Raw genomic sequence first — 22,649 nt, 5'->3', positions numbered from 1 at the left:
GCGGTGGCCCGGCGATTGCCCCGAATTCGGTGACGGGAGGGGTGAGGGTGCCGACCTCGGTGCTCCTCGCCGTCCTCGCCGCCGCCGGCCTGCTCGCCCTCGCGCCGGCGCTGGTCCGCCGGTACGACGCCACCGAGCGGCTGGTGGCGGAGCGGGCGCAGTCGACGGCGCGGGTGCTCCAGCGCCGTCGGCGACGCCGTACTGTCCCGGGACGGCGCCCGCTCAACCCGTCCCGTGCGCTTGTCGTCACGCTGAGTGAAGATGCGAACACCGGGAACCTGAGCGCCCCGGTCTCCGCGCCTCCGGCGGGGGGCCGCCGTTCGGGCCGGCTGCGCGCCGTGCCGCCCGCCCGGCGCAAGGCCCGCCGTCGACCGCCGCCCCGGCGCCGCCACACCCCGGCCGTCTACCGGCGTCGCCGGGTGCTCGCCGCGCTGCTGCTGCTCAACTTCGTCGAGCTGGTCGGCGTGATCGTGGTCAGCCCCGGATTCTGGATCAGCATCTCGGTCACCGGGACGCTGCTGGCGGCGTACGTCGTACACCTGCGCAAGCGGGCGGTGGCGGAGCGCCGGCGGCGGCGGATCCAGGCCCGGGAGGCCGCGTGGCTGGCCGCCCGGCAGGCCGAGGTACGGCGTGAGCAGGCCCGCCGGGCGGCGGCCCGCCGGGAGGCGCAGCGCCGCCTGGCGGCCCAGCGTGAGGCGGTACGCCGCACCGCGATGGGCCTGGACCGGTCGGGCGACCTGCCGGCCGCGGCCAGCGGGGGTGGCTCCGTCTCCTACCGCCGGGCCGGTGGGCTGCGGGGGCGGCAGTACCAGTCCGGCCGCGGCTCCTCCCACCCCGCCTGACCGGTCCGACGCGTTCCTCGCACCGGTGCTCCTTGCGCCGTTTGCGGCGTGTCGCGGTGTTCGACGGCTCGGACACCGCGACATGCCGCATCCCGAGTCGATCTCCGGGGGGAGCCCGTCGGCGCGCCGGGGGTGGATTCGCGGCGGGGAGGGTGGACCTGTTAGCCTTGTCGCCGGCCCGCCTGGTGAAAGCCAGGTGGGACCGAAGCCGGTTCGCCGGCGGAGGGGTTGTGGCGCAGTCCGGTAGCGCACCTCGTTCGCATCGAGGGGGTCAGGGGTTCGAATCCCCTCAACTCCACCCAGTTCAAAGGCCGTTTCCCGTGGTGGGAGACGGTCTTTTTCGATCTTGCGCAGCAGTGACCGCGAGCTCGGTGTTCGCCCGCTCTTGATCGTCGCTGGGGGCCGCCGCGGGGTCCAGGGTGGTTTGCGGTAAGTCACGGCTCGTGGGCTCATTCGCCCAGCGGAGCACCCTGCCAGCGCCATTCCTTCAGTTGCGGACGTCCCGGCAGCTCGATCCGGCCGGTGGACCAGCGCAGCGCCGCCCACGGGTCGACGGTGGCCAGTTCCTGCGCCACTTCCGGAAACAGCCGAGCGAGTACCCGAGAACACACCTCACGCGGGGGATCGATGGCAAGACCCAGGCCCTGGGCGATGTCATCCCCGTGCAGCAACGTCTCCGCGCACCCCATCGCGGCGAAGCCCTCCGGATCAGCTTGGCCGGTGGGGTGATAGGCCCGAACATCCGGTCCGGACGTGCGTAGCGTGGCTGCCAAAATACGGCCACCCGCCTCGGCGAACTCGAGTACCTGTGCCGGGGAAGCGTCCTTGTCGGCGTTCGCCGCGAAGCGCACATAGCGCTTCTCCGGCCGGGCCACGAGTTGACCCGCGAACGACATCAGGCAATCACCGATGTGCTCGGCGGTGTGCCAGCAGTCCCACTCCAGGCTGCCCGCCCGCGCGAACCAGTCCAGCTCGGTTGCTGGCCGTAGGCTGGCAACAACGCTGGACAATGCTGCGTCGAGATCATCGGCGGTGACCGTCACGGTTCCCGCCAGGTTTGCGAGGCCGATGCTGCACTGGCGTTGATCGGTAGCGGCCAGCTTCCCTGGTGGGTGTGACGAATTGAGTGCCAACCGGTGTGGACGCCAGCGGACCTAGACGGACACGGCGGTTGACCCGTGGGCCGCGGACAGGTCGCAAGCCCGCGTTATGGGCGGGTCCACCGGCTGGACGAGCGGTCAGGGTGCGACGGGCATAGCTACGACGCGAAGGCCGAGCGATGCGAAAACTGGCCAGTGGTGCGGCGTTCGTGCTGTCCATGTTGCTCTTTCCGCTCGGGCTGGTGGTGCTGCTCGTCTCCGAAGCCGCGTACCGGGCGTGGGGTGTCCCGGTGATGCTGGCCGCGCTCGGCTTGGCCGTTGTGTGGTGGCTCCTCAGCGGCCGTCACGACCAGGCCCAGGGAAAGGTCCGGCCCGGCCGGCACCTGTTGCTGACCCTCGCCGGCTTCTTCGGTGTCCAGTTCGTCCTCGTCGGACTCTGCTGGGTCGCCGCCGTCCCGGGTGTGGCACGGTCACTTGCCGTCGCGCGGGTCGCGGCCGGCGTGGCCCTCTTCACCGCCTTCTGGCGGGGGATCGTCTCCCACTAGCCTGAGACCGGGCCAGGGTCGTCGCCGCAGCACGGCCTGCCTTCTACGACCGACATCAACGGAGAGCGGCGAGGACCCGGCGGTAGACCGGCAGCCGACGACCGGCTCGTAATGCGCAGATCAGGGCGGCGTTCTAACCTCTGGGCAGCCACAATCGGGAGGGAGGTGGTTGCTGTGTCCAGGCGAAGGAAGACACCTCCCCGCGGCTGGCAGTTCTGGCGCCGAGCGTTCTGGACGCGGCCGGCGCTCCTCGTGCTCTACGGCTTGCTGGCGGGCGTCCTCGGACTGTTGGCGCTGGTCGACCTCCCGGACGGCATCCGCGACGCGGTCGCGATGCGGCGAGCCGTGGAGTGCCCCGCGGGGACCATGCGGGTAGAGCCGGAGGTCGATCCGCCGAAGGGCTGTCTCGAGCGGATCCCGGTCACCTTGTCCGGCCCCTGGCACAGTCGTGGCCCCGGCAGTGACTGGCACCTGATGGTGGAGCGCGACGCCGAGTATGTGTTCTTTGCCGAGACCGACGTCCCCACCTCGGGCAGCCGCAGACTCACCGATAACGCAGAGGCAGAGGCGTTGCTGTGGGAGGGCACCCCGGTGGCGATCGAACTGCCGGCCGGCGATCGGGTGGAAACCGAGGCCTGGGGCCACCGCGGCTGGGTGCAGACCCTGTTCCTGGGGATGTTTGCCGCCTCCGGTCTGCCCATGCTGTTCGAGGCTGCGCGGCTCAAGCGCGGTACCGCAGACGGTTGGTGGTCGGTCCGGGGCGAAAAGGTCGGACTGATGGTGTTGAGTCCGCTGATGGCGATCGCGTGCCTGCTGGCGATCCCGTCGATGCTTGGGCTCGTGCCGCTGATGCTGGGTCTGCGCCTGCATTGGGTGGCCGTCGTCGCCGTTCTCGGTCTCGGCCTCGCCGTATTCGCCGTGATCAAAGGAGGGGCGGTGCGTGCTCGTCCGGACGTCGCGGGCTGATCCGTCGGCGGGGCCGGCGAGCGCTGACTGGTGCCTGACCCCTATCCGGGCTGGGAGATCGACTCGCGGTTGATGTAGGCGACCTGAGCGGCGAAGGCCAGCAGAGCCGACACCGTGCCGACGCCGATCGCGAACCCGGGCGACAGCCCCGCGAGCCCGGCCAGCAGCGTGACCGCGAGCCCCGCCAACAGCGCGTTCACCGCGCCCACCATCGCCGCCGTGGTCAGCAGCAGCTGCGCCCGCCGGGGCGCGTTACCGACCGCCGCCCAGGTCGTCCGCATGATGCTCTCGCCCTGCACCGCGTCGGCGAAGAAGTCGTGCTCGCCGGCCAGCCGGCGATGGTAGTACGCGCGGATGCGCTGGATCCGCGCGAGATCCAGCTCGTTCTCCACCATGTTCTGCACCAGCCGCAGGAATGTGAGCAGTCCGGTGATCACCAGCGTCGGCAGCACCGCCCCGAGGTAGGGCCGGACGAGCGTGGCGTTGCTGGCGACGAAACCGAGCCCGATCAGCGCGGCAGAGAGCATGGACAGGAAGACGGTCGCCCGACCCACCGACTCGGTGACGGTCGCGCTGCGCGAGGTCTGAAGCACGAAATGCTCGGTGGTCAGGGCGGTGAGCAGCGCCTGCTCACGTTCTCCGTCGTCCATGCACCTCACCGTCCCGTGGTTGACCAGGGGTCATCCGTGGCTCAACTCGGCAGCCTCCCGCTCGGTCACGCGGCTTGTCGGAGGAGCCCAGGCCAGCCCTGGGTGATCGAACCTCACTCATGGCCCGAGGAATGAGGCTCGGGAGTCGGGCGGCACCTGGCATTTTCTGGCGAGATTGGCGTTGCCGCGTCGGACCTCAGCATTATGGTCGGTGAATGATCAATGGCGCTCATGTGATCATCTACAGCCGCGACGCAGAAGCGGACCGCGCCTTCTTCCGGGACACCCTCGGCTACCACCATGTGGACGCCGGCCATGGCTGGCTCATCTTCAAGCTCCCGCCGGCCGAGCTCGCCATCCACCCGGCCGAGGGCGAGCCGGCCCACGAGCTCTTCCTCATGTGCGACGACGTCGCGGCGACCATGGCCGACCTGACCGCGAAGGGCGTCGAGTTCACGATCCCGGTCACCGAGGAGCGCTGGGGGCTGCGTACCGCGCTGCGGCTGCCCGGCGGCGGCGAGCTCGGTCTCTACGAACCGCGCCACCCGGTCGCAATCTGACGCGCCGGCTTGGCGGCTGGCCGAGGCCGACGCCAGCAGAGCCCGTGACCTCGGTAGCGGCCCGACCAGACCACGACGTCGGAGACGGCCTTTTCGGCAGCGGACGCGATGCCCCGAACCAGACACCCCGCACGTGCCGAAGCAGTAGCGTCGTAACCGAGACCCTGCCCCACCGGCGGCCTCCGCGGATGCGACAGCCCGGCTGACCGCGCGCCCTGCCATGGCGCAGCACGCAGGCCAGGAGACCAACCCGGGGAGACGCATGACGTCCTGACTCAGCCCAGGGAGGCCACGATGAGCCCGAAAACCGACGCCAGCGGGACACCGAACATCCGGGACGTCGACTTGAAGCTCGAGGTCGTCGTCATCCCGGTCTCGGATGTCGACCGCGCGAAGGAGTTCTACGGGCGCCTCGGGTGGCGGCTCGACAAGACACCGCCGGGCATCGTCCAGTTCACGCCGCAGGGCTCCGACTGCTCCGTCCAGTTCGGGTCGAACCTCACGTCGGCCGCGCCCGGTTCGGCCAAGGCGTACCTGATCGTCTCCGACGTGGAGGCGGCGCGGAACGCCCTGGTCGCCGCTGGTGTCGAGGCGAGCGAGGTCTTCCACCTCGGCCCCGAGGGGCCGGTGAACGGTCCGGATCCCGAGCGTCGCAGCTACTTCTCGCGCACCTCGTTCAGCGATCCCGACGGCAACAACTGGCAGGTTCAGGAGATCACCACCCGGCTGCCCGGGCGGATCGAGGCTGCCGCGACGTCGTTCACCTCCGTGAACGACCTGGCCGGCGCGCTCCGCCGGGCGGCGGCCGCCCACGGCGAGCACGAGAAGCGCACCGGCCAGGAGGACCCGAACTGGCCCGACTGGTACGCGGAGTACATGGTGAGCGAGCAGTCCGGCGCGGAACCGCCCAAGTAGGCAGCGGCGCGCCGCGCACCCACCCTCACGGGCCGAAGGTGAACACGAACGCGCGCAGACCGGGTTGGCTGGTGCCGAGCGTCAACAGGTGATCGTCCCGCGACGCCCCGGCGACGAGCCGGATCATTCCCGCCCTGTCGACGCGCGCCACCGCGTCCGGGTCGACGTCGTCGCCGCGCTCGTCGCCGATCGGGTTCCCGTCGAGCAGCACGTCGATCGCCGCCGGTCCGGACGGGCCGGGGTCCACGACGAGGTTCACCTCGCCGGCGTTGAAGGGCAGGGCGAGCTCCCCGGTGCCGCTGGTGAGTTCGACGTACTCGCCGCTGGTCTCCCAGTCGCCGGTCAGGGCGAAGCTGCCCGGCTCGGCGCGGTGGGCGCCCACGTACGTTTCGGGCGTGATGCCGAGGTAGGAGGGCTCGCCAGTCGTCGCGAACGCCATCGCTTCGGGGCTGACCGGCGGCAGCTCGGTGCCGGGCGCCCTGACCTCGATCAGCCGCCGGATCTCCGACTCCACTCGCTCGTAGCTGCCCTCGCCGACCCATTGGTCGACCAGTAGTCCGTCCGCATCGAAGAGGTACTTCGCCGGCCAGGCGTTGTTGCCGAGGGCCCGCCAGATCTTGAAGTCGTTGTCGATCGCGATGGGGTGGGTGAGCCCGTGGTCGCGGATCCCCCGGTCGATGTTCTCGGCCTGCTTGCCGAACTCGAACTCCGGCGCGTGCACCCCGATGACGACCAGGCCCAGGTCGGCGTAGTCGCGGTGCCACGCCTTGACGTAGGGCGATGTACGGATCCAGTTGATGCAGGTGTACTCCCAGATGTCGAGCAGGACCACCCGACCGTGCAGCGCGTCGGGAGCCAGCGGCGGTGAGTTCACCCACCGCTCGGCCATCAGGTGCGGGATTCGCATGGTCAGCTCTCCTCAACCGGGGTCGTCAGGTGGTGAAATCACCCCTGACGTCCCGAGCGTCCTCCTGGACGTGTTCGCCGGGTTCCCGGCCCCGGATCTCGTCGCGCTTGGCCACCCGTTCCGCCTGCGACCGTTCGTCCTGGTTCATGTCGCCCAGCTGGGCCCGGGCAGGGCCGGCCACCTGCTCGACGCTGTCCTTCGCCCGTTCGGTGGAACTCATGCCGCCCCCTCGTCGGTTCGTGGACCAGTCGCGCTGTCCGCGCCTCCCGCCCCGCGTCCCCGCCCGCTGTGGCGGGAAACCCCCGGCGACCGCCGAGAAGGGTGCCGACGACCTGGCACCGCCAGGAAAGGGGGCGGGCCGGCCCCCACGATGGGGAGCCGGCCCGCCACGGGGACCGGGGAGGTCACGGCTTCCAGGAGCCGGCGGCCTCGAACTTGTGCTGGTACTCGACGACGCCGTTCTTGTCCTTGACGTCGAAGACCACCGCGCCGGAGCGCTTGCTGCCGGCGCGGATGCCACTGCCGGAGTCGAGCATGTCGCCGCCGCAGCCGGAGAGCGCGCCGGCCAGCCCGTTGACGGTGGTGCCGTCCTCGGCCACCCACTGGAAGTAGAACGGGTTGATCGACGCCTTGCCCTTGGTGACCGTCGCGGTGACGTCGGCGATCAGGTAGAGGCCCTTGTCCGGGGCGGGGGCGTACGAGCGGCAGCCCTTGGTGGAGGTGGAGAACTTCCGGATGGTGATCTCGATGGTGCCCTCGTCGTCCTCGATCACCAGGGTGTCGCCGGGCTCCATGTTGAAGGTTTCGCCGTCGGCCGCCGAGGCGGAAGCGGAGGGCTTCGTGCCGGGGAAGGCCGGCGCGGCGGTGGTGCGCGGGGTGGGCAGGGAGCGCTCGATCTCCTCCGCCTTGTCGGCGGCCTTCTTGCCGCCGGCGACCAGGGCGGCGATGCCTCCGCCGCAGCAGAGCAGGAGCAGCACGGCGACGATGATGCCGATGATGACCCACGGCTTCTTCTTCGCGCCGGACTGCACGGGCGGGCCGAGCGGCTGGCCCGGCGCCGGCGGGTAGCCGGGACCGGACACCGGCGGGTAACCGCCGCCGGAGACCGGCGGGTACGGCGCGCCGGAGACCGGCGGCATCGACGCGTTCGGGTCGTACTGCGGGTACGGGCTGCCGGAGACGGGCGGCTGCGGGGCGCCCGACACCGGCGGGTACGGCGCGCCGGAGGTCGGCGGTTGCACGGCGGTCGGGTCCATCGGCGCGTACGGGGGCTGGGGGGCGGTCGGGTACTGCGGCGCGGAGACCGGCGGCAGCGGCGCGGTCGGGTCCGCCGGGTACTGCTGGTGCGGGACCGGCGCCGTGGGGAACGGGTCGACGGGCGGCTGGTTGGGGTCCTGCGGCCCGTAAGGGGGCTGGGGCTGGCTCACCGTACTCCTCGGCACTTCGGCTGCATCGGGAACTCTTCGACGCTAGTCGGTGCGGGCAACGCGGAATTGTCTCGGGTCCGACCCGCCGTTCGTCGATCCGGACCGGGCCGAACGGTCAATGCGTCAGCACGGCCGCGGTGCGCACGAGGTCGCCCTCGACGACGAAGCGTCCGATCACGACGGACGGCGGGTCGGCCACCGTCGCCGCCGCCACCCGCACCGGGTCGATCCGCGCGGTGAACGTCCCGGCGTCCGGGTCCAGCTCGACCGTGGCGTCCTGGAAGTCCAGCCAGGAGCCCACAACCGGGTGCCAGACCTTGTAGACGGTCTCCTTCGCGCTGAACAGCACCAGCGGCCAGGACGTGCCGGCCGGCAGCCGGGCGCAGCGCTCCTCCTCCTCGGGGCGGCAGATCAGCCGGCGTACCCCCTCGTTGAGCTCGCGGTGTCGCTCGGCGTCCATCCCGACGGATCGGATGTCGGTGGCCCGGGCGACCGCGGCGGCGCAGTAGCCGCGGGTGTGGGTGATGGTGCCGACCAGCCCGGCCGGCCAGGCGGGGGAGCGGTCGGTCGCGGCCGGGACCGGCAGTTCGGGCAGTCCCAGCTCGGCCATCGCCCGCCGCGCGCAGACCCGGCCGGCGGTGTAGTCGCGCCGCCGGCTCTCCACCGCGCGCGCCCCGAGACCGCTCTGCTCGGCGGGGTGCAGCTCGCCCGCCCAGTCCGTCGGCCCGGCCACCACGACCGAGACGGTCGGCGGCAGCAGATCACGCATCACCCACCCCCTTCAGGTACGACGACAGTCTGGCCCGTTCGGCGTCGAGCCGGTCGGCCGGCACGGGCGGCGATTCGGGCCAGAGCGCCACCTCGGGCTCGCCGCCGCGCGCCTCTCAGCTGCTGACCACCCGAGCCCGGTGCACCACCAGCGGCGGCCATCGACGGTGAACGTACCGCAACCGTGTAACGCCGGAGCGTCCCGTAGCGCCGTTAGGGCGTCGCGGGGGATCTTCCGGCGTCCGCGCGTCGTCGACGCGGCGGGCCGGTGCCAGGTACGACCATCCGAGAGGAAGTGACGATGACCGGTGCCCCGGCACCCTCGGGTTCCCACCCCGACGAGCACGTTCCGGTGACACCGGCGTGGACCTGCGGCTCCTGTGGCGAGGAGTGGCCGTGTCCGACCAAACGCAACCGGCTGCTCAGCGAGTACCAGATGGACCGCGCCTCGCTCAGCGTCTACCTGGGCTCCTGTCTGGCGGCCGCCAGCGCCGACCTGCGCGCCGCGCCGATGGCGTCCCTTCAGGACCGGTTCATCGGCTGGGTCCCCCGCGGGCCGCTCGTGACCTGAGCGGCGGTGGCCGCCCCCGGTCGGGCGGCCACCGCCTCCGGTCAGGGCCGGCGGGGACGGCGGGTCAGCGCGAAGCCGACCACGCCGGCCACCGCGGCCAGGACCCCGCCGACCGTGCTCCAGATCCACCGCGAGCCGAGGTCGGGCAGCCGGTCGCCGAACCCGCCGTCCGCCTGCTCGGCCGGGGCCGCCGCCGGCTCCCCGGTCAGCACCGTTCCGGCCTTGGTGTTCGGCACCAGGGGCGCCTTCAACTCGCCGTCGTCGCGCGAGCCCGCGCCGTCCGCGCTGACCAGCAGGTCGACGTCGACCGGGAGCCCGAGGTCGGCCTCGGGCAGCTCGGTCACCGACAGCCGGACGTAGTAGGTGCCGGGCAGCGGATCCGCCGACCAGGGCTCGGCCCAGGAGCGCACCTCGCGCAGGGTGCAGCCGAGCGACACGCTGCCGGTCGCGGCGTCCACCGTCGGGTCTGCGCCCCGGCGGTGCAGGACTGCTGGCGGCGCAACCCGTCGAAGACCTCGACCGTCCAGATGGAGGCCCCGGTGCGGGCCTTCGGCAGCGACACCGTCGCGCTGATCTCGTGCCGCTGCCCGGCCGAGGCCGGGAACGACCAGTAGAGGTGGTCGCCGGTGGAGGCGCCCACCCGTACCGGCTGGCCGGCGGCGATGCCGGTGGCGGTGAGGAAGGACGTGCCGGCCCGGGTGACCGGGGTGGCGCCGGGCGAGGGGGTGGGGGCGGCCGCCGCGGCGGGAACGGCCGGCAGGGCCAGCCCGGCGGCGAGCGCCGCCGCCAGCATCATCGGGGTACGCATCTCAGTTCTCCCTCCAGGTGGCGACCCACCAGCGGGTGAGCAGCCCGGCGACCAGGCCGGTGAGCAGGCCGGCCAGGGTGAGCAGGGCGAGCAGCACCCAGCCCCGGCCCAGGTCGGGCGCGGCCGGGGCGGGGGACGAGGCGACCACGTCGACGGTCAGCTCGACCGGCATCCCCGGCGTGGCCCGGGTGCCCGGCCGGGGCGCGAAGGAATTGCTCACCACCAGGCACACCGTCGTGGCGGGGACGGGCGTGGCACCGGGCGTCGACGGGGCGCCGTCCTCCGTCGCCGACCAGCGCACACCGGCCGAGACCACATCGGTACGCCCACTGCCGGCGTCCACCCCGCGTACCAGTTCCCGGCCGTCGGCGGCGGTGGCCCGCAGCAGCACCCCGTGGTCCGGGTTCACCGGCCGGTCCAGCGCCACGCTGACCGAGGCGCGCAGCTCCTGCCCCGGCCGTACCGGCACCCGGTACCAGCGGTGCTCGGAGAACGCCTCCCGGTCGCGGTAGACGCCCGGGCCGAGCAGCGGCGCGTTCGCGCACTCCGCCGTGCCGCCGACCACGGTGGGCGCGGCGGTGTACGTCTCCTTCGCCCGGTCCACCAGCTGCTTGATCCGGCCGGTCAGCTCGTCGGCGCTCTGCGCCGCCGTGTACGTGCCGCCGGTCGCGCCGGCGATGCAGAGCAACTGCCGGCGTACCTTCTCGTCCGGGGCCAGGCCGAGGGTGTCGACCACCAGCTTCGTGCCCTGGGCGGCCAGCTCACGGGCCACCTCGCAGGGGTCCGGCGGGGCGCAGGTGTCCTCGCCGTCGGTGATCAGCACGATCCGCCGGGCGGTGGCGCCGGTGCCGAGGTCCTGGGCGGCGGAGCGCAGGGCCAGCCCGACCGGGGTGAAGCCGGTCGGCCGCAGGGTGGCCACCGCCGCCTTCGCCTGCACCCGGTCGACCGGACCGACCGGCACGATCTGCTGGGTGTCCAGGCAGCCCTGCTTCTCGTCCTTGCCCCGGTAGGTCGCGCCGAGCACCCGGATGCCGAGCTGGGTCTCCTCGGGCAGCGCGTCGACCACCTCGTTGAACGCCTGTTGGGCGACGGAGATCCGGCTGCGGCCGTCGATGTCCCGGGCCCGCATCGAGCCGCTGACGTCGAGCACCAGCTCGACCTTCGGTGGCTCGGCGGGCGTCTCCTCGTCCGCCACGGCCGGCGCCGGACCGGTCAGCACGGTGGCCGCCAGCAGTCCGATCAGGACCGCCGTAGGTCGCCTCTTGTTGATCACCGGGCGGAGTGTAGTGACGTCCACTCTGGATGATCATCTGGGGCGGGTGAGCGCCCTTCCTGTCGCCTTCCGGCCCAGGTGTCCGGCGCGCGACCTCGGCGGGGCGGCCCGTCCCGTCCGGCTGGATCGGGTGATCGTCCGTGTGCTTCCCGCGCGCCGTCCCGGTGCCTGGTCCTCCACCGTCCGTCCCGTGGCGATCCTCATGATCGGGCAGGAAACGGTAGGACCTACACGTGCTTTACGGCAGACCGTCGACAGAATGGTGACCATCCGTCAATTGCCGGAGGTAAACCTCTCGCCGCCTTGGCATCGGTCGGAAATCTGACCCAAGTCGCCCCGTTGTGCCGGTGCCGAAGGGTGGTTAAGCTTTGTCTTGCGCGCCCCAATCGCCCGCTTCCCCCGTGGCAGGCGATCGGGGCGCGCTCTATTTGTGTGCGCCGCCCCGCGCCGCCGGCGTCTCCCGCCCGGCCGGCCGCGCGGCCCCGGGTGCGGGGTCAGATCCAGCGGCCGTCCAGCCACATCCGCGCCGACCAGTCGTCGTACGGCAGCAGGTTGCCCACGAAGATCGGGTAGAAGTACGCGAAGCAGAGCGCGACCAGCAGCACGTACGCGCCGACGATCACCCCGCCGATCAGCCGGCGGTCGTCGCCGCGCGCCAGGTCGGCGTCGGTCGCCGCGCCGCCCTCGGGACCGGTCGGGGTGACGATCGCGCCCAGCACGTAGACGACGGCGAGGACCAGGAACGGCAGCGCCGGGGCGGCGTAGAAGGAGAACATCGTCCGGCCGTCGAGGGCGAACCAGAACCAGGGCAGCAGGCCGGAGGCGAGGCTGAGCAGGATCGCCCCGGCCCGCCAGTCCCGCCGGGCCAGGCCCAGCCAGGCGGTCGCGGCCAGCGCCGGCAGGAACGACCACCAGAGCAGCGGCGTGCCGAGCAGCAGGATCTCCGAGGCGCAGCTCGGCGCCCCGCACGCCCCGTCACCCGACCAGTAGAAGGCCACCGGCCGGCCGAGCAGCAGCCACTGCCACGGCCACGACTGGTACTTGTGCGGGGTCTCCAGGCCGGTGTGGAACTCGAACGCCGCCCGGTGGTACTGGTACAGGTTGTTCAGCGCGCCGAGGACCGGGGTGTCGCTCAGCCCCGGGGTGTTGGGGTAGCGGGCGGCCAGCCGGTAGTAGCCGTCGTCGCCGAGCAGCCAGCCCGACCAGGTGGCCACGTACGTCACGACCATCAGCAGCCCGGCGAGCACCAGCCAGGGCAGCTCGTCGAGGAGCGCGTCGCGCCACGGGCGGCGTACCCCGGCGGAGCGCCGGACGCCGACCTCCCAGAAGAGCGCCAGCAGCGCGAACGCCGGCACGAAGTACAGCGCGCTCCACTTCACCGCGCAGGCGCAGCCGAGCAGCACCCCGGCGGCCAGCCGCCACCACGGCCAGGTCCGCCAGCCGCCGGCCGGCCGCCCGGCCCGCCCCGGCGCGGCCGGGTCGAGCCCGTCGTCCAACGCCCGGGTCCAGCGCCGCCGCCGGGCGTCCCGGTCGAGCACCAGGGCGCCGAACGCGGCCAGCACGAACAGCAGCAGGAAGATGTCGAGCAGCGCGGTGCGGGAGAGCACCAGGTGGAAGCCGTCCAGCGCGAGCAGCAGGCCGGCCGCGCAGCCCAGCGTGGTGGAGCGGAACATCCGGCGGGCGATCCGGGTCAGCATCAGCACCGACAGGATGCCGGCCAGCGCCGCCGAGAACCGCCAGCCGAACTCCGGGGCGGTGGTGAACAGGTGCCCCGGCACCGAGATGTTGTGCTCCTGGTCGGCGTAGCCGAAGGCCCACTCGCCGAGCCCGATCAACCACTTGCCCAGCGGCGGGTGCACCACGTACGACGGGCCGTTGTCCTTGTAGTTCCACTCGACGCCCTTGTCGATCAGGCCGTAGCCGTCCCGGGCGTAGTAGATCTCGTCGAAGATCTTGCCCTTGGGACTGCTCAGGCCGAGCAGGCGCAGGATCGCGGCGATCGCCACCACCACGGCGGTGGCGATCCAGGAGTTCACGTCCAGCCGGGCCTCGACGGTGGCGAGCCGGCGACGCACGACGGCCGGGACGCCGCCACCGTCGGTGGGCGGAATGCCCTGGTCGGGTCCGGTCGCGTTCGCGCTCTGCGCTGTCGACGCACTCGTCACCCGGCGATCGTAGGCTCTGGAGGTGCCCGGTGGCGCCCATCGTCCCCGACAGCGGCACGCCGATCGATGAAGGAGCCTTCCCGTGGGTGAAATGTCCGAGCCCGGGCGCCTGGTCCTGCTCGGCGCGCCGCTGGGCAACCCGGCCGACGCCTCCGCGCGGTTCCGCGAGGTGCTCGCCACCGCCGACGTGGTGGCCGCCGAGGACACCCGCCGCCTCACCCGGCTGGCCCGGGACCTCGACGTCACCGTGGCCGGTCGGATCGTCTCCTACTTCGAGGGCAACGAGGAGCGACGTACCCCGGAACTGGTCGAGGTGCTGACCGCCGGATACCTGGTCGCGCTGGTCACCGACGGCGGCATGCCGAGCGTCTCGGACCCGGGCTACCGGCTGGTCCGGGCCGCGCTGGACGCCGGCGTGCCGGTCACCGCCGCCCCCGGCCCGAGCGCGGTGACCACCGCCCTGGCGCTGTCCGGCCTGCCCTGCGACCGGTTCTGCTTCGAGGGCTTCCTGCCCCGCTCGCCCGGCGGCCGACGGTCCCGGCTGCGCGCCCTGGCGGCCGAGGAACGGACCCTGGTCTTCTTCGAGGCCCCGCACCGGATCGCCGGCGCGCTGGCCGACCTGGCCGCCACCTTCGGCGCCGATCGCCCGGCCGCGCTCTGCCGCGAGCTGACCAAGACGTACGAGGAGATCGTCCGCCGGCCCCTCGGCGAGCTGGCGGACTGGGCGGCCGAGGGCGAGCCGCGCGGAGAGATCACCCTGGTGGTCGCCGGTGCCCCCGAGCGGCCGGCGGAACGCCCCGACGACGACGTGCTGCGCGCCGCGGTGGCCGAACGGGAGGCCGCCGGGCTGTCCCGGCGCGACGCGATCAGCGAGGTCGCCGCCGGGTACGGGCTGCGTCGCCGCGACGTCTACACCGTGGTGCACGCCTGACGCGCATCGGCCTCACCAGGCGGCGATCAGCATGCCCAGGGTGATCAGCGCCGGCCCGCCGTACGCGCCGGCCGTGGCCCAGCGGCGCTGCCGCGCGTCGGCCAGCCGGGTCGCCCCGGTGCCGCGGGCGATGCCGGCCCCGCAGCCGGCGACCACCAGCAGCCCGAGCAGCCAGCTCAGGTGCCGGCCGAAACCGGTGCCGACGTACGCGGTGTCGTCGCCCGCCCCGGTCATCCGCGCCGGCAGTGCCGTACCGGTGGCCCGGCGCTCGCCCGGCACCCCGCTGACCCGGACCCCGTGGGCCAGGAACCGGCCCCGGTCGGCGAAGAAGACGCCCCGGCAGCGCTGGGTCAGCCCGTCCCCGGTGCAGCCCGTGATCACCACCGTGCCGGTGCTGGCGTGCCCGACCGCGAGCCAGAGCGGCCCGGCGCTCACCCAGGCGAAGAAGGCGGCGACCAGGCTCAGCGTCACCAGCGCCGCCAGTCCCCGCACCGGGTCGGGCGGGTGCGCGGTGCGCGACGGGCGGGGGCGGGCGGGCCCGGTCGGCGGGCGCTCGCCGCGCTTCGGCTCCTTGCGCAGCGGCGTACCGTCCCAGTGCACCTCCTCGATCGGCGGCCAGAAGGCGGCGTCCCCCTCGGCCGTACCCGGGTCGGTGGCGCGGTCGGCGCGCGGGCCGCGCGCCGCCTGACGGACCGGGACCCGGCGCGGCACCGCGTCGACCGGCGCGCCGGTGGTCGGCTCGACTTCGACCGGCGTCTCGTCCGGTCCCGGCACCACCCTCGGCTGGGGCGCGACCGCGCCGCCCCGCGCCGGTGCGGCCGGCGGGTCCGTCCTGGTGCCCGGGGACTTCTCGCCGCGCCCGGGTGCCGCTCCTCTGCCAGTCACGGCGTTCATTGGACACCGCGTCGGGAGATGCGCCGGGCAGCTCAGGCCGCGTGTCGGCGACAAATCGGACGAACGGCCGGGGGTGAATCGACCGTCGGCGGTGTCGGCCCCGACACGGGGAGGCCTATTGGTTCGCGGCCACCGGGGCGCGGTCACTAGGCTTGCTGGTCATGAGTCACGTTCTCGCGGCGGTCGCCTGGCCGTACGCCAACGGCCCGCGCCACATCGGCCACGTCTCCGGTTTCGGCGTTCCCTCCGACGTCTTCGCCCGGTACATGCGGATGGCCGGCCACGACGTGCTCATGGTCTCCGGCACCGACGAGCACGGCACCCCGATCCAGGTGCAGGCCGACGCCGAAGGGGTCACCCCCCGCGAGCTGGCCGACCGGTACAACCGGGTGATCGCCGAGGACCTGCGGGCGCTGGGGCTCTCCTACGACCTGTTCACCCGCACCACCACCCGCAACCACTACGCGGTGGTGCAGGAGCTCTTCCAGGGGCTGCACCGCAACGGCTACATCGTGCCCAAGGTCACCACCGGCGCGATCTCCCCGTCCACCGGCCGGACCCTGCCGGACCGCTACATCGAGGGCACCTGCCCGATCTGCGGCTACGACAGCGCCCGCGGCGACCAGTGCGACAACTGCGGCAACCAGCTCGACCCGATCGACCTGATCGACCCCAAGTCGAAGATCAACGGCGAGACGCCGAAGTTCGTCGAGACCGAGCACTTCTTCCTGGACCTGCCCGCGCTGGCCGACGTGCTGCGGCAGTGGCTGGACACCCGGGAGGGCTGGCGGCCCAACGTGCTGCGCTTCTCGAAGAACCTGCTCGACGACCTCCAGCCCCGGGCCATCACCCGGGACCTGGAGTGGGGCGTGCCGATCCCGCTCGACGGCTGGCGTGACCGCGGCGACAAGCGGATCTACGTCTGGTTCGACGCGGTGATCGGCTACCTGTCGGCCTCCATCGAGTGGGCCCGCCGCACCGGCGACCCGGAGGCGTGGCGGAAGTGGTGGTCGGCCGACGGCGAGGGCAAGGACGCCCGCGGCTACTACTTCATGGGCAAGGACAACATCGTCTTCCACTCGGTGATCTGGCCGGCGCTGCTCTCCGGTTACTCCGGCGAGGGCAGCAACGACGGCGAGCCGGGCGAGCTGGGCCGGCTCAACCTCCCCACCGAGGTGGTCTCCAGCGAGTACCTGACCATGGAGGGGCGCAAGTTCTCCTCGTCCCGCAAGGTGGTCATCTACGTCCGGGACTTCCTGGAGCGCTACGACGCCGACGCGCTGCGCTACTTCATCGCCGTCGCCGGCCCGGAGAGCAACGACACCGACTTCACCTGGGCGGAGTTCCTCCGCCGCAACAACGACGAGCTGGTCGCCGGCTGGGGCAACCTGGTCAACCGGTCGGTCTCGATGGCGGCGAAGAACTTCGGCGCGATCCCGCCGGTCGACCCGGCCGGGCTCACCGAGGCCGACGAGGCGCTGCTCGCCACCGCCCGGGCCGGCTTCACCACGGTCGGCGACCTGATCGCCAAGCACCGGCAGAAGCAGGCCATCGGCGAGGCGATGAAGGTGGTCGCCGAGGCCAACAAGTACCTCTCCGAGCAGGCCCCGTGGAAGCTCAAGGACGAGGCGGACAAGCCCCGGATGGGCACCATCCTGCACGTCGCCCTCCAGGTGGTCAGCGACGCCAACACGCTGCTCACCCCGTTCCTGCCGCACTCCGCGCAGAAGGTCCACGAGCTGCTCGGCGGCACCGGCGTGCACGCGCCGATGCCGGTCATCGAGGAGGTCGACGACCTCGACGGCGGGCCGGCGTACCCGGTGCTGACCGGCGACTACACGGTCGGAACGCGCTGGGAGTCCGTACCCGTGCAGGCCGGCCGGACGCTCGCGGCGCCGAAGCCGGTCTTCCGCAAGCTCGACCCGTCCATCGTCGAGGAGGAGCTGGCCCGCCTGGCCGGCTGAGACCCACGCGGCGCGGCCCACGGGTTCCCCCGGGGCCGCGCCGCCGATCTTTCCGCCTCCGTCGTCAGGCGCGGGCCATGCTGGGCTGGCTGAAGAAATCCATCATCGCCCTGGTGACCTCGTCGGCGTGCGTCCACGGTGTGCCGTGCGGGGCACCCTTCAACGTGATCAGCTGGCTGCCCGGCAGCATCGGCTGGAGCCGCTGCCCGGTCACCGGGTACGGCAGCACGTTGTCCTTGTCGCCCTGCACGATCAGCACCGGCACGTCGATCCTGGGCAGGTCGCCCCGGAAGTCGGTCTGCCAGGCGCTCACGCTGTCGTGGGTGCCCTTCGCCGAGGCCATCGTGCCGATGTTCCAGTGCGCCCGGTACGCCTCCTCGCTGACCCACCTGCCCTTGTTCTCCGAGTAGTTGAAGAAGGCGTCGCAGAAGGACGTCAGGTAGGCGAACCGATCGGCCAGGATGGCCTGCTGGAAGCCGTCGAAGAGCTTCTTGTCGACGCCCTCCGGGTCGTCCGCCGTCTTCAACAGGAACGGCGCCAGCGGCGCCAGCAGCACCGCCTTGCTCACCCGGCTCGACCCGTACGTGCCCAGGTAGCGGGTCACCTCACCGGTGCCCATCGAGTGCCCCACGAGCATCACGTCCCGCAGGTCCAGCTCGGTCATCAGCACGTCGAGGTCCGCGCTGAAGGTGTCGTAGTCGTACCCCGTCGCCGGCTGGCCGGAAGCGCCGAAGCCCCGCCGGTCGTACGTGATCACCCGGTAGCCGGCGTTCAGCAGCGGGATGGAGACCTTCTCCCAGGTCGCGCCGTTGAACGGGAACCCGTGGATCAGCACCACCGGCTGGCCGGAGCCGTGATCCTCGTAGTACAGGTCGATGGGGGCGGAATTCTCCGCCCCGACGGTGATGAAAGGCATGCGGGTCTCCTGATCCGTGAATGTCGGGCGCCCCGCGCTTTCCCGACCCGCTGCCCGTTATGCGCACCCGGCTCTACAGTGCGTACGGCTGGTCCACCACCTGGTCGTCGGTGACCTCCGCCCCCGGCGCCCACGTCTCGAAGACGCCCCGTTCCTGGCACTGCGACCCGGTGCCGACCACGGAATCCGGGTCCGGTCGGCACAGCCGCAACCGCAGCCACCCCGCCTCCTCCCGCAACACCAGGCACGGCACGTCCCGCCAGCGCGCGTACCGCAGCCGCCGGGCCACCCACTCCACCGGGTAGCGGGCGGCCCGGGTCATCGCCAGCACCCGGAACCCGCCGGGCAGGTCGGCCACCGCCTCGTACTCGGTGCCGCCGTGGCCGCCCACCAGTTGGGTGGAGCGGGGCGCGTCGCCGGTGGGCAGGTATTCCTGGTCCGGGGGGAGCTCCGGCACCGCGGTGAGCAGGTGCCGCCACTGCGGGCCGACCATCCGCAGCCAGCCGCGCTGCTCCGCCTGGTAGCTGTAGAGCACCACCTCCACCCCCTCGGGGGTGTACGCGAGCAGGGTGGCGTTCGCCGGTAGCGGCAGGTCGGCGCAGTCCCGGGTGACGAACTCGGGGATCAGCTGCACGCTGCTCGGCACGAAGCCGGTGCCCAGCACCGGCGGGCCGAGCCGGTCCCGGGGCGGCAGCGCCAGCAGGCCCCGGTGCGCCGGGCCGGCGGGCACCTCGTAGTCGACCGGGTCGGCCGCCCGCCAGCGCAGCACGTACGCCACGTCGTCGCCACCGCCCGCGCCGTCGCCGCGCAGCACCGCCAGCGCCGCCGGCGTACGCAGGTGTGCCACGTCGTGCTCCCGGTAGCAGAAGCCGTGCGGCAGCCAACCCCGCACGTAGCCGGCGAGCTGCTGGGCGGAGAGCACCTTGACCATCCGGGTGCCGCGCCGCACCACCGCCGAGGCGCGGACCGTGGTGAGCGTCAGGTCCCCGGCCGCCGTCGGCTGCTGGCTGAGCTGGTGCACGTACGCCCAGCCGCGCTCCCGGTGCAGCGGCACCAGCAGCGGCGTCTCCGGCTCCTCGGCCGGCTCCGCCGCCCCCTGCACCGCGTCGACCTCGGTCACGTGGACGAACCTGCGCCACGGCAGCGCCGAGCCGGGCCGGGGCGCCCACTCGAAACCGGGTGCCTCGTCGGCGCGGAACAACTCGTACGCCGCGCCCCGGGCGATCTCCTCCGCCGGGTACGTCGTGCCCTCGTGGACGACGCGCAACCCGGTGTCGCTGGCCTGACGGGTGACGGTCATCCTGCAGACGGTAATCGCGGCTCATGCCAGGCGGGTGAACAGTCGATGGCGTCCCGGAGACATGGCCCGGTGGCGGTGTGTGATGCTGGCCGCGATGAGTGAGCCGACCGAAACCCGCAAGCAGCGGGCCGCCCGCCGGGCCGGGGAGTTCCCGCCCGCGCCGGAGGCGTTGCCCCGCCCCGTGCTCGACAGCCACACCCACCTGGACATCACGGTCAGCGAGGCGGGGGTCCCTCCGCGAGCGCGAGGAGTGAGCCGGGGTTGCGAGCCCCGCAGTCGCGAGCACGACGAGGACGGCGGCGGTCCCGCCGACGACCCGGTCGCCGCCGCGGTCGAGGTGGCCGCCGCCGTCGGCGTGGACCGGCTGGTCCAGGTCGGGGTCGACGTGGACTCCTCCCGCTGGGGCGCCGACGTCGCCGAGAAGTACCGGGCGGTGCTCGCCACCGTCGCGCTGCACCCGAACGAGGCGCCCCGGCTGGCCGACCTCGACGAGGCGCTGCGCGAGATCGAGGCGCTCGCCGCCCGGGACCGGGTCCGGGGCGTCGGCGAGACCGGGCTGGACTTCTTCCGTACCGGCGACGAGGGGCGGGCCGCGCAGGAGGAGAGCTTCCGGGCGCACATCGCCATCGCCAAGCGGTACGGCAAGGCCCTGGTGATCCACGACCGGGACGCGCACGCCGACGTGCTGCGCGTCCTCGACGACGAGGGCGCGCCGGACACGGTGGTGCTGCACTGCTTCTCCGGCGACGCCGAGTTCGCCGCCGAGTGCGTCCGCCGGGGCTACCTGCTCAGCTTCGCCGGCACCGTCACCTTCGGCAGCGCCGGCGCGTTGCGCGAGGCCGCCGCGCTCACCCCGCTCGACCAGCTCCTGGTGGAGACCGACGCGCCGTACCTGACCCCGATGCCGCACCGGGGGCGGCCGAACGCGTCGTACCTGATCCCGCTGACGGTCCGGTTCCTGGCCGATACCACCGGCGCGGACCTCGACGAACTCTGCGCCGCCATCTCCGCCACCGGCGACCGGGTCTTCGGCCCGTGGTGAGCGGGCCCGGTCCCGCCGATACGCTACGGGCGTGACCGGACTCCTCGGCCCGGCGGAGATCCGGGAACTGGCCGCCCGGCTGGGCGTCGCCCCCACCAAGAAGCTCGGCCAGAACTTCGTGCACGACCCGAACACGGTCCGCCGGATCGTCACCGCCGCCGGGCTGGCCCCGGACGACGTGGCGCTGGAGGTCGGGCCGGGGCTCGGCTCGCTCACCCTGGCCCTGCTGCCGGTCGCCGCCCACGTGCACGCCGTGGAGATCGACCGGACGCTGGCCGGCGCGCTGCCGGAGACCGCCGCCCGGCACGCCGGCCCGGACGCCGCCCGGCTCACCGTGCACCACGCCGACGCGCTGCGGGTCCGCGCCGCCGACCTGGCCGACCCGGCCCCGACCGCACTGGTGGCGAACCTGCCCTACAACGTCGCGGTGCCGGTGGTGCTGCACCTGCTGGCCGAGCTGCCCACCCTGTGCCACGGCCTGGTGATGGTGCAGAAGGAGGTCGCCGACCGGCTCGTCGCCGGTCCCGGCTCCAAGGTGTACGGCGTCCCGTCGGTGAAGCTGGCCTGGTACTCCCGGGCCCGAGCCGCCGGCAAGGTGCCACCGAACGTGTTCTGGCCGGTGCCCAACGTCGACTCCGGCCTGGTTGCCTTCACCCGCCGCGAACCGCCCCGCGCCGACGTCTCCCGGGAACGCGTCTTCGCCGTGGTGGACGCCGCGTTCGCGCAGCGCCGCAAGACCCTGCGCGCCGCGCTGGCCGGCTGGGCCGGCGGCGCCGACCGGGCCGCCGCGGCGCTCACGGCCGCCGGCGTCGACCCCGGCGCGCGCGGTGAGTCACTCACCGTGGAGCAGTTCGCCGCCATCGCCGCGTCGGCTCCGGCCGCCGCGCCCGCCGCCCAGTAGGCTGGCGCCGTGTCCGCCGGGGACACGCCGCACGTGTGCGCGTACGACCTGGTTGACGGCCGCTGCGAGCCGGCCGCCGACTCCGCCGAGGAGCTGATCGTGGAGAAGCCGTTCGACATCCGCCCGCGCCGGCGGGACCTCGCCCCGTGACCGAGGCCTGGCGACCGGACGAAGACGACGAGCAGCAGCGGCGCGGCGCCAGCGGACCGGTCCGCGTCCGGGTGCCGGCGAAGGTCAACCTGCACCTCGGGGTGGGGCCGTTGCGCCGCGACGGCTACCACGAGCTGAACACCGTCTACCACGCCATCTCCATCCACGACGAGCTCACCGCCCGCCGGGGCGACACGCTCACCCTGACCATGGAGGGTGAGGGCGCCGGCGAGCTGGCCCTGGACGACACCAACCTGGTGATCCGGGCCGCCCACGCCCTCGCCGGGTACGCCGGGGTGATGCCGCACGCCCGGCTGCACCTGCGCAAGCAGATCCCGCTCGCCGGTGGCCTGGCCGGCGGCAGCGCCGACGCGGCCGCGGCGCTGGTCGCCTGCGACGCGCTCTGGGGCACCGGGCTGTCCCGCGACGAGCTGGCCGGCATCGCCGCGGACCTCGGTTCGGACGTGCCCTTCCTGATCCACGGCGGCACCGCGCTGGGCACCGGCCGGGGCGAGGCGGTCAGCCCGGTGCTGGCCCGCCCCACCTCCTGGCACTGGGTGGTCGCCGTCGCCGACGGCGGCCTGTCCACCCCGGCGGCCTACCGGGAGCTGGACCGGCTCCGCGACGCCGGCCGCGCCGGTGAGCCGCTGGGCAGCACCGACGCCCTGCTCGCCGCGCTGCGCCAGCGCGACCCCCGGGTGCTCGCCGCCACCCTCGGCAACGACCTGCAGGACGCCGCGTTGGCGATGCGCCCGTCGCTGGCCGAGACCCTCAAGGCCGGCGAGGCGGCCGGCGCGCTGGCCGGCATCGTCTCCGGCTCCGGCCCCACCTGCGTCTTCCTCGCCACCGACGCCGCCCACGCCGAGCGGATCGCGGGCGAGCTGGAGGCGGCCGAGGTGTGCCGGGAGGCCCGGGTCGCCCACGGGCCGGTCGCCGGAGCCCGCATCACCTGACCGGCGCGTCCCGGCCGGAGCCGCGCGGCGCGGGCGGCCGGGCGGCCCGCGTACCCTTGGAGGTCAGGCGTCCCCAGGTGCCAGCCGGCACCGGGACGCCT

Annotated in this window: 23 protein-coding genes, 1 tRNA gene and 1 pseudogene; 13 read left to right on the top strand and 12 right to left on the bottom strand. The window is 73.2% G+C overall.

The annotated features are described in order from the left end of the window. Window positions 1-41: 41 nt before the first annotated feature. Window positions 42-842: a divisome protein SepX/GlpR gene (gene sepX, locus GA0074696_RS29375; protein ID WP_172894499.1), complete on the top strand. Its 801-nt coding sequence runs from the start codon at window positions 42-44 to the stop codon at window positions 840-842. A gap of 224 nt (window positions 843-1,066) precedes the next feature. Next, window positions 1,067-1,140 (top strand) — tRNA-Ala (locus GA0074696_RS29370). Between the two features lie 151 nt (window positions 1,141-1,291). On the opposite strand, the gene GA0074696_RS29365 is transcribed toward GA0074696_RS29370, so the two are convergent. Further along, window positions 1,292-1,885 carry a DinB family protein gene (locus tag GA0074696_RS29365; RefSeq protein ID WP_088964090.1) on the bottom strand — a complete coding sequence of 198 codons (594 nt, stop codon included), beginning with the start codon at window positions 1,883-1,885 and terminating at the stop codon, window positions 1,292-1,294. Between the two features lie 236 nt (window positions 1,886-2,121). On the opposite strand from GA0074696_RS29365, the gene GA0074696_RS29360 reads away from it, so the two are divergent. Together GA0074696_RS29360 and GA0074696_RS29355 are read left to right on the top strand one after the other, a co-directional pair. Then, on the top strand, window positions 2,122-2,487 hold the full coding sequence (locus GA0074696_RS29360; protein WP_157746138.1) for a hypothetical protein: 366 nt from the start codon (window positions 2,122-2,124) through the stop codon (window positions 2,485-2,487). A 174-nt stretch (window positions 2,488-2,661) separates the two neighbouring features. Then, complete coding sequence (locus GA0074696_RS29355) at window positions 2,662-3,453, top strand: hypothetical protein (protein WP_157746137.1); 792 nt, start codon at window positions 2,662-2,664, stop codon at window positions 3,451-3,453. 41 nt (window positions 3,454-3,494) lie between these two features. Here the strand turns inward: GA0074696_RS29355 and GA0074696_RS29350 are convergent, their stop codons facing one another. Continuing rightward, window positions 3,495-4,103 (bottom strand): hypothetical protein, encoded by a 609-nt coding sequence (locus tag GA0074696_RS29350; RefSeq protein ID WP_088964087.1) that lies wholly within the window; start codon window positions 4,101-4,103, stop codon window positions 3,495-3,497. 215 nt (window positions 4,104-4,318) lie between these two features. Between GA0074696_RS29350 and GA0074696_RS29345 the strand changes: the two genes are divergently transcribed. Next, complete coding sequence (locus GA0074696_RS29345) at window positions 4,319-4,663, top strand: VOC family protein (protein WP_088964086.1); 345 nt, start codon at window positions 4,319-4,321, stop codon at window positions 4,661-4,663. 294 nt (window positions 4,664-4,957) lie between these two features. Continuing rightward, on the top strand, window positions 4,958-5,578 hold the full coding sequence (locus GA0074696_RS29340; RefSeq protein ID WP_088964085.1) for a VOC family protein: 621 nt from the start codon (window positions 4,958-4,960) through the stop codon (window positions 5,576-5,578). A gap of 25 nt (window positions 5,579-5,603) precedes the next feature. Here the strand turns inward: GA0074696_RS29340 and GA0074696_RS29335 are convergent, their stop codons facing one another. The 4 genes from GA0074696_RS29335 to GA0074696_RS29320 all read right to left on the bottom strand — a co-directional run bounded on the left by GA0074696_RS29335 (window position 5,604) and on the right by GA0074696_RS29320 (window position 8,681). Beyond that, entirely contained in the window at window positions 5,604-6,485 is an 882-nt protein-coding gene (locus tag GA0074696_RS29335) for a thioredoxin family protein (RefSeq protein WP_088964084.1), read from the bottom strand. 25 nt (window positions 6,486-6,510) lie between these two features. Beyond that, on the bottom strand, window positions 6,511-6,705 hold the full coding sequence (locus GA0074696_RS29330; RefSeq protein ID WP_088964083.1) for a general stress protein CsbD: 195 nt from the start codon (window positions 6,703-6,705) through the stop codon (window positions 6,511-6,513). Window positions 6,706-6,889: 184 nt separating this feature from the next. Further along, a complete protein-coding gene (locus GA0074696_RS29325; RefSeq protein WP_088964082.1) occupies window positions 6,890-7,912 on the bottom strand; it encodes a DUF4352 domain-containing protein in 1,023 nt (340 codons plus the stop codon). Between the two features lie 115 nt (window positions 7,913-8,027). Continuing rightward, window positions 8,028-8,681 carry a 4'-phosphopantetheinyl transferase family protein gene (locus GA0074696_RS29320; RefSeq protein WP_088964081.1) on the bottom strand — a complete coding sequence of 218 codons (654 nt, stop codon included), beginning with the start codon at window positions 8,679-8,681 and terminating at the stop codon, window positions 8,028-8,030. A 300-nt stretch (window positions 8,682-8,981) separates the two neighbouring features. Here GA0074696_RS29320 and GA0074696_RS29315 point away from each other — a divergent pair, with 300 nt between their 5' ends. Next, a complete protein-coding gene (locus GA0074696_RS29315) occupies window positions 8,982-9,251 on the top strand; it encodes a hypothetical protein (protein WP_088964080.1) in 270 nt (89 codons plus the stop codon). A 41-nt stretch (window positions 9,252-9,292) separates the two neighbouring features. On the opposite strand, the pseudogene GA0074696_RS29310 reads toward GA0074696_RS29315, so the two are convergent. The 3 genes and pseudogenes from GA0074696_RS29310 to GA0074696_RS29300 form a co-directional block, all read right to left on the bottom strand. Then, a pseudogene (locus GA0074696_RS29310) lies at window positions 9,293-10,059 on the bottom strand (peptidase). A gap of 1 nt (window position 10,060) precedes the next feature. After that, on the bottom strand, window positions 10,061-11,332 hold the full coding sequence (locus GA0074696_RS29305; RefSeq protein WP_088964079.1) for a VWA domain-containing protein: 1,272 nt from the start codon (window positions 11,330-11,332) through the stop codon (window positions 10,061-10,063). Between the two features lie 494 nt (window positions 11,333-11,826). Beyond that, on the bottom strand, window positions 11,827-13,497 hold the full coding sequence (locus GA0074696_RS29300) for a dolichyl-phosphate-mannose--protein mannosyltransferase (RefSeq protein ID WP_088964078.1): 1,671 nt from the start codon (window positions 13,495-13,497) through the stop codon (window positions 11,827-11,829). A 91-nt stretch (window positions 13,498-13,588) separates the two neighbouring features. On the opposite strand from GA0074696_RS29300, the gene rsmI reads away from it, so the two are divergent. Continuing rightward, window positions 13,589-14,428, top strand: a complete 840-nt coding sequence (gene rsmI, locus GA0074696_RS29295) for a 16S rRNA (cytidine(1402)-2'-O)-methyltransferase (protein WP_218896842.1) — start codon at window positions 13,589-13,591, stop codon at window positions 14,426-14,428. A 12-nt stretch (window positions 14,429-14,440) separates the two neighbouring features. Here the strand turns inward: rsmI and GA0074696_RS29290 are convergent, their stop codons facing one another. Further along, complete coding sequence (locus GA0074696_RS29290) at window positions 14,441-15,322, bottom strand: hypothetical protein (RefSeq protein WP_231925191.1); 882 nt, start codon at window positions 15,320-15,322, stop codon at window positions 14,441-14,443. 161 nt (window positions 15,323-15,483) lie between these two features. Here GA0074696_RS29290 and metG point away from each other — a divergent pair, with 161 nt between their 5' ends. Next, on the top strand, window positions 15,484-17,286 hold the full coding sequence (metG, locus tag GA0074696_RS29285; protein ID WP_088964882.1) for a methionine--tRNA ligase: 1,803 nt from the start codon (window positions 15,484-15,486) through the stop codon (window positions 17,284-17,286). 64 nt (window positions 17,287-17,350) lie between these two features. On the opposite strand, the gene GA0074696_RS29280 is transcribed toward metG, so the two are convergent. Next, a complete protein-coding gene (locus GA0074696_RS29280) occupies window positions 17,351-18,202 on the bottom strand; it encodes an alpha/beta fold hydrolase (protein WP_088964075.1) in 852 nt (283 codons plus the stop codon). A gap of 73 nt (window positions 18,203-18,275) precedes the next feature. Then, on the bottom strand, window positions 18,276-19,502 hold the full coding sequence (locus GA0074696_RS29275) for a hypothetical protein (RefSeq protein ID WP_088964074.1): 1,227 nt from the start codon (window positions 19,500-19,502) through the stop codon (window positions 18,276-18,278). Window positions 19,503-19,584: 82 nt separating this feature from the next. On the opposite strand from GA0074696_RS29275, the gene GA0074696_RS29270 reads away from it, so the two are divergent. Genes GA0074696_RS29270 through GA0074696_RS29260 form a run of 4 tightly spaced genes read left to right on the top strand, consistent with a single transcriptional unit; the run spans window position 19,585 to window position 22,548 of the window. Further along, the gene (locus GA0074696_RS29270) at window positions 19,585-20,544 is read left to right on the top strand and encodes a TatD family hydrolase (protein ID WP_088964073.1); all 960 of its coding nucleotides are present in this window, start codon (window positions 19,585-19,587) and stop codon (window positions 20,542-20,544) included. A 31-nt stretch (window positions 20,545-20,575) separates the two neighbouring features. Beyond that, the gene (gene rsmA, locus GA0074696_RS29265; RefSeq protein ID WP_088964072.1) at window positions 20,576-21,445 is read left to right on the top strand and encodes a 16S rRNA (adenine(1518)-N(6)/adenine(1519)-N(6))-dimethyltransferase RsmA; all 870 of its coding nucleotides are present in this window, start codon (window positions 20,576-20,578) and stop codon (window positions 21,443-21,445) included. A gap of 9 nt (window positions 21,446-21,454) precedes the next feature. Next, window positions 21,455-21,595, top strand: a complete 141-nt coding sequence (locus tag GA0074696_RS31040) for a hypothetical protein (RefSeq protein ID WP_197700792.1) — start codon at window positions 21,455-21,457, stop codon at window positions 21,593-21,595. Then, a complete protein-coding gene (locus GA0074696_RS29260) occupies window positions 21,592-22,548 on the top strand; it encodes a 4-(cytidine 5'-diphospho)-2-C-methyl-D-erythritol kinase (RefSeq protein WP_088964071.1) in 957 nt (318 codons plus the stop codon). The genes GA0074696_RS31040 and GA0074696_RS29260 overlap by 4 nt, the downstream gene beginning before the upstream one ends. Window positions 22,549-22,649 lie beyond the last annotated feature (101 nt).

Source organism: Micromonospora purpureochromogenes (assembly GCF_900091515.1).
Lineage (GTDB): Bacteria > Actinomycetota > Actinomycetes > Mycobacteriales > Micromonosporaceae > Micromonospora > Micromonospora purpureochromogenes.
This window is presented reverse-complemented; position numbering and strand designations above follow the sequence as displayed.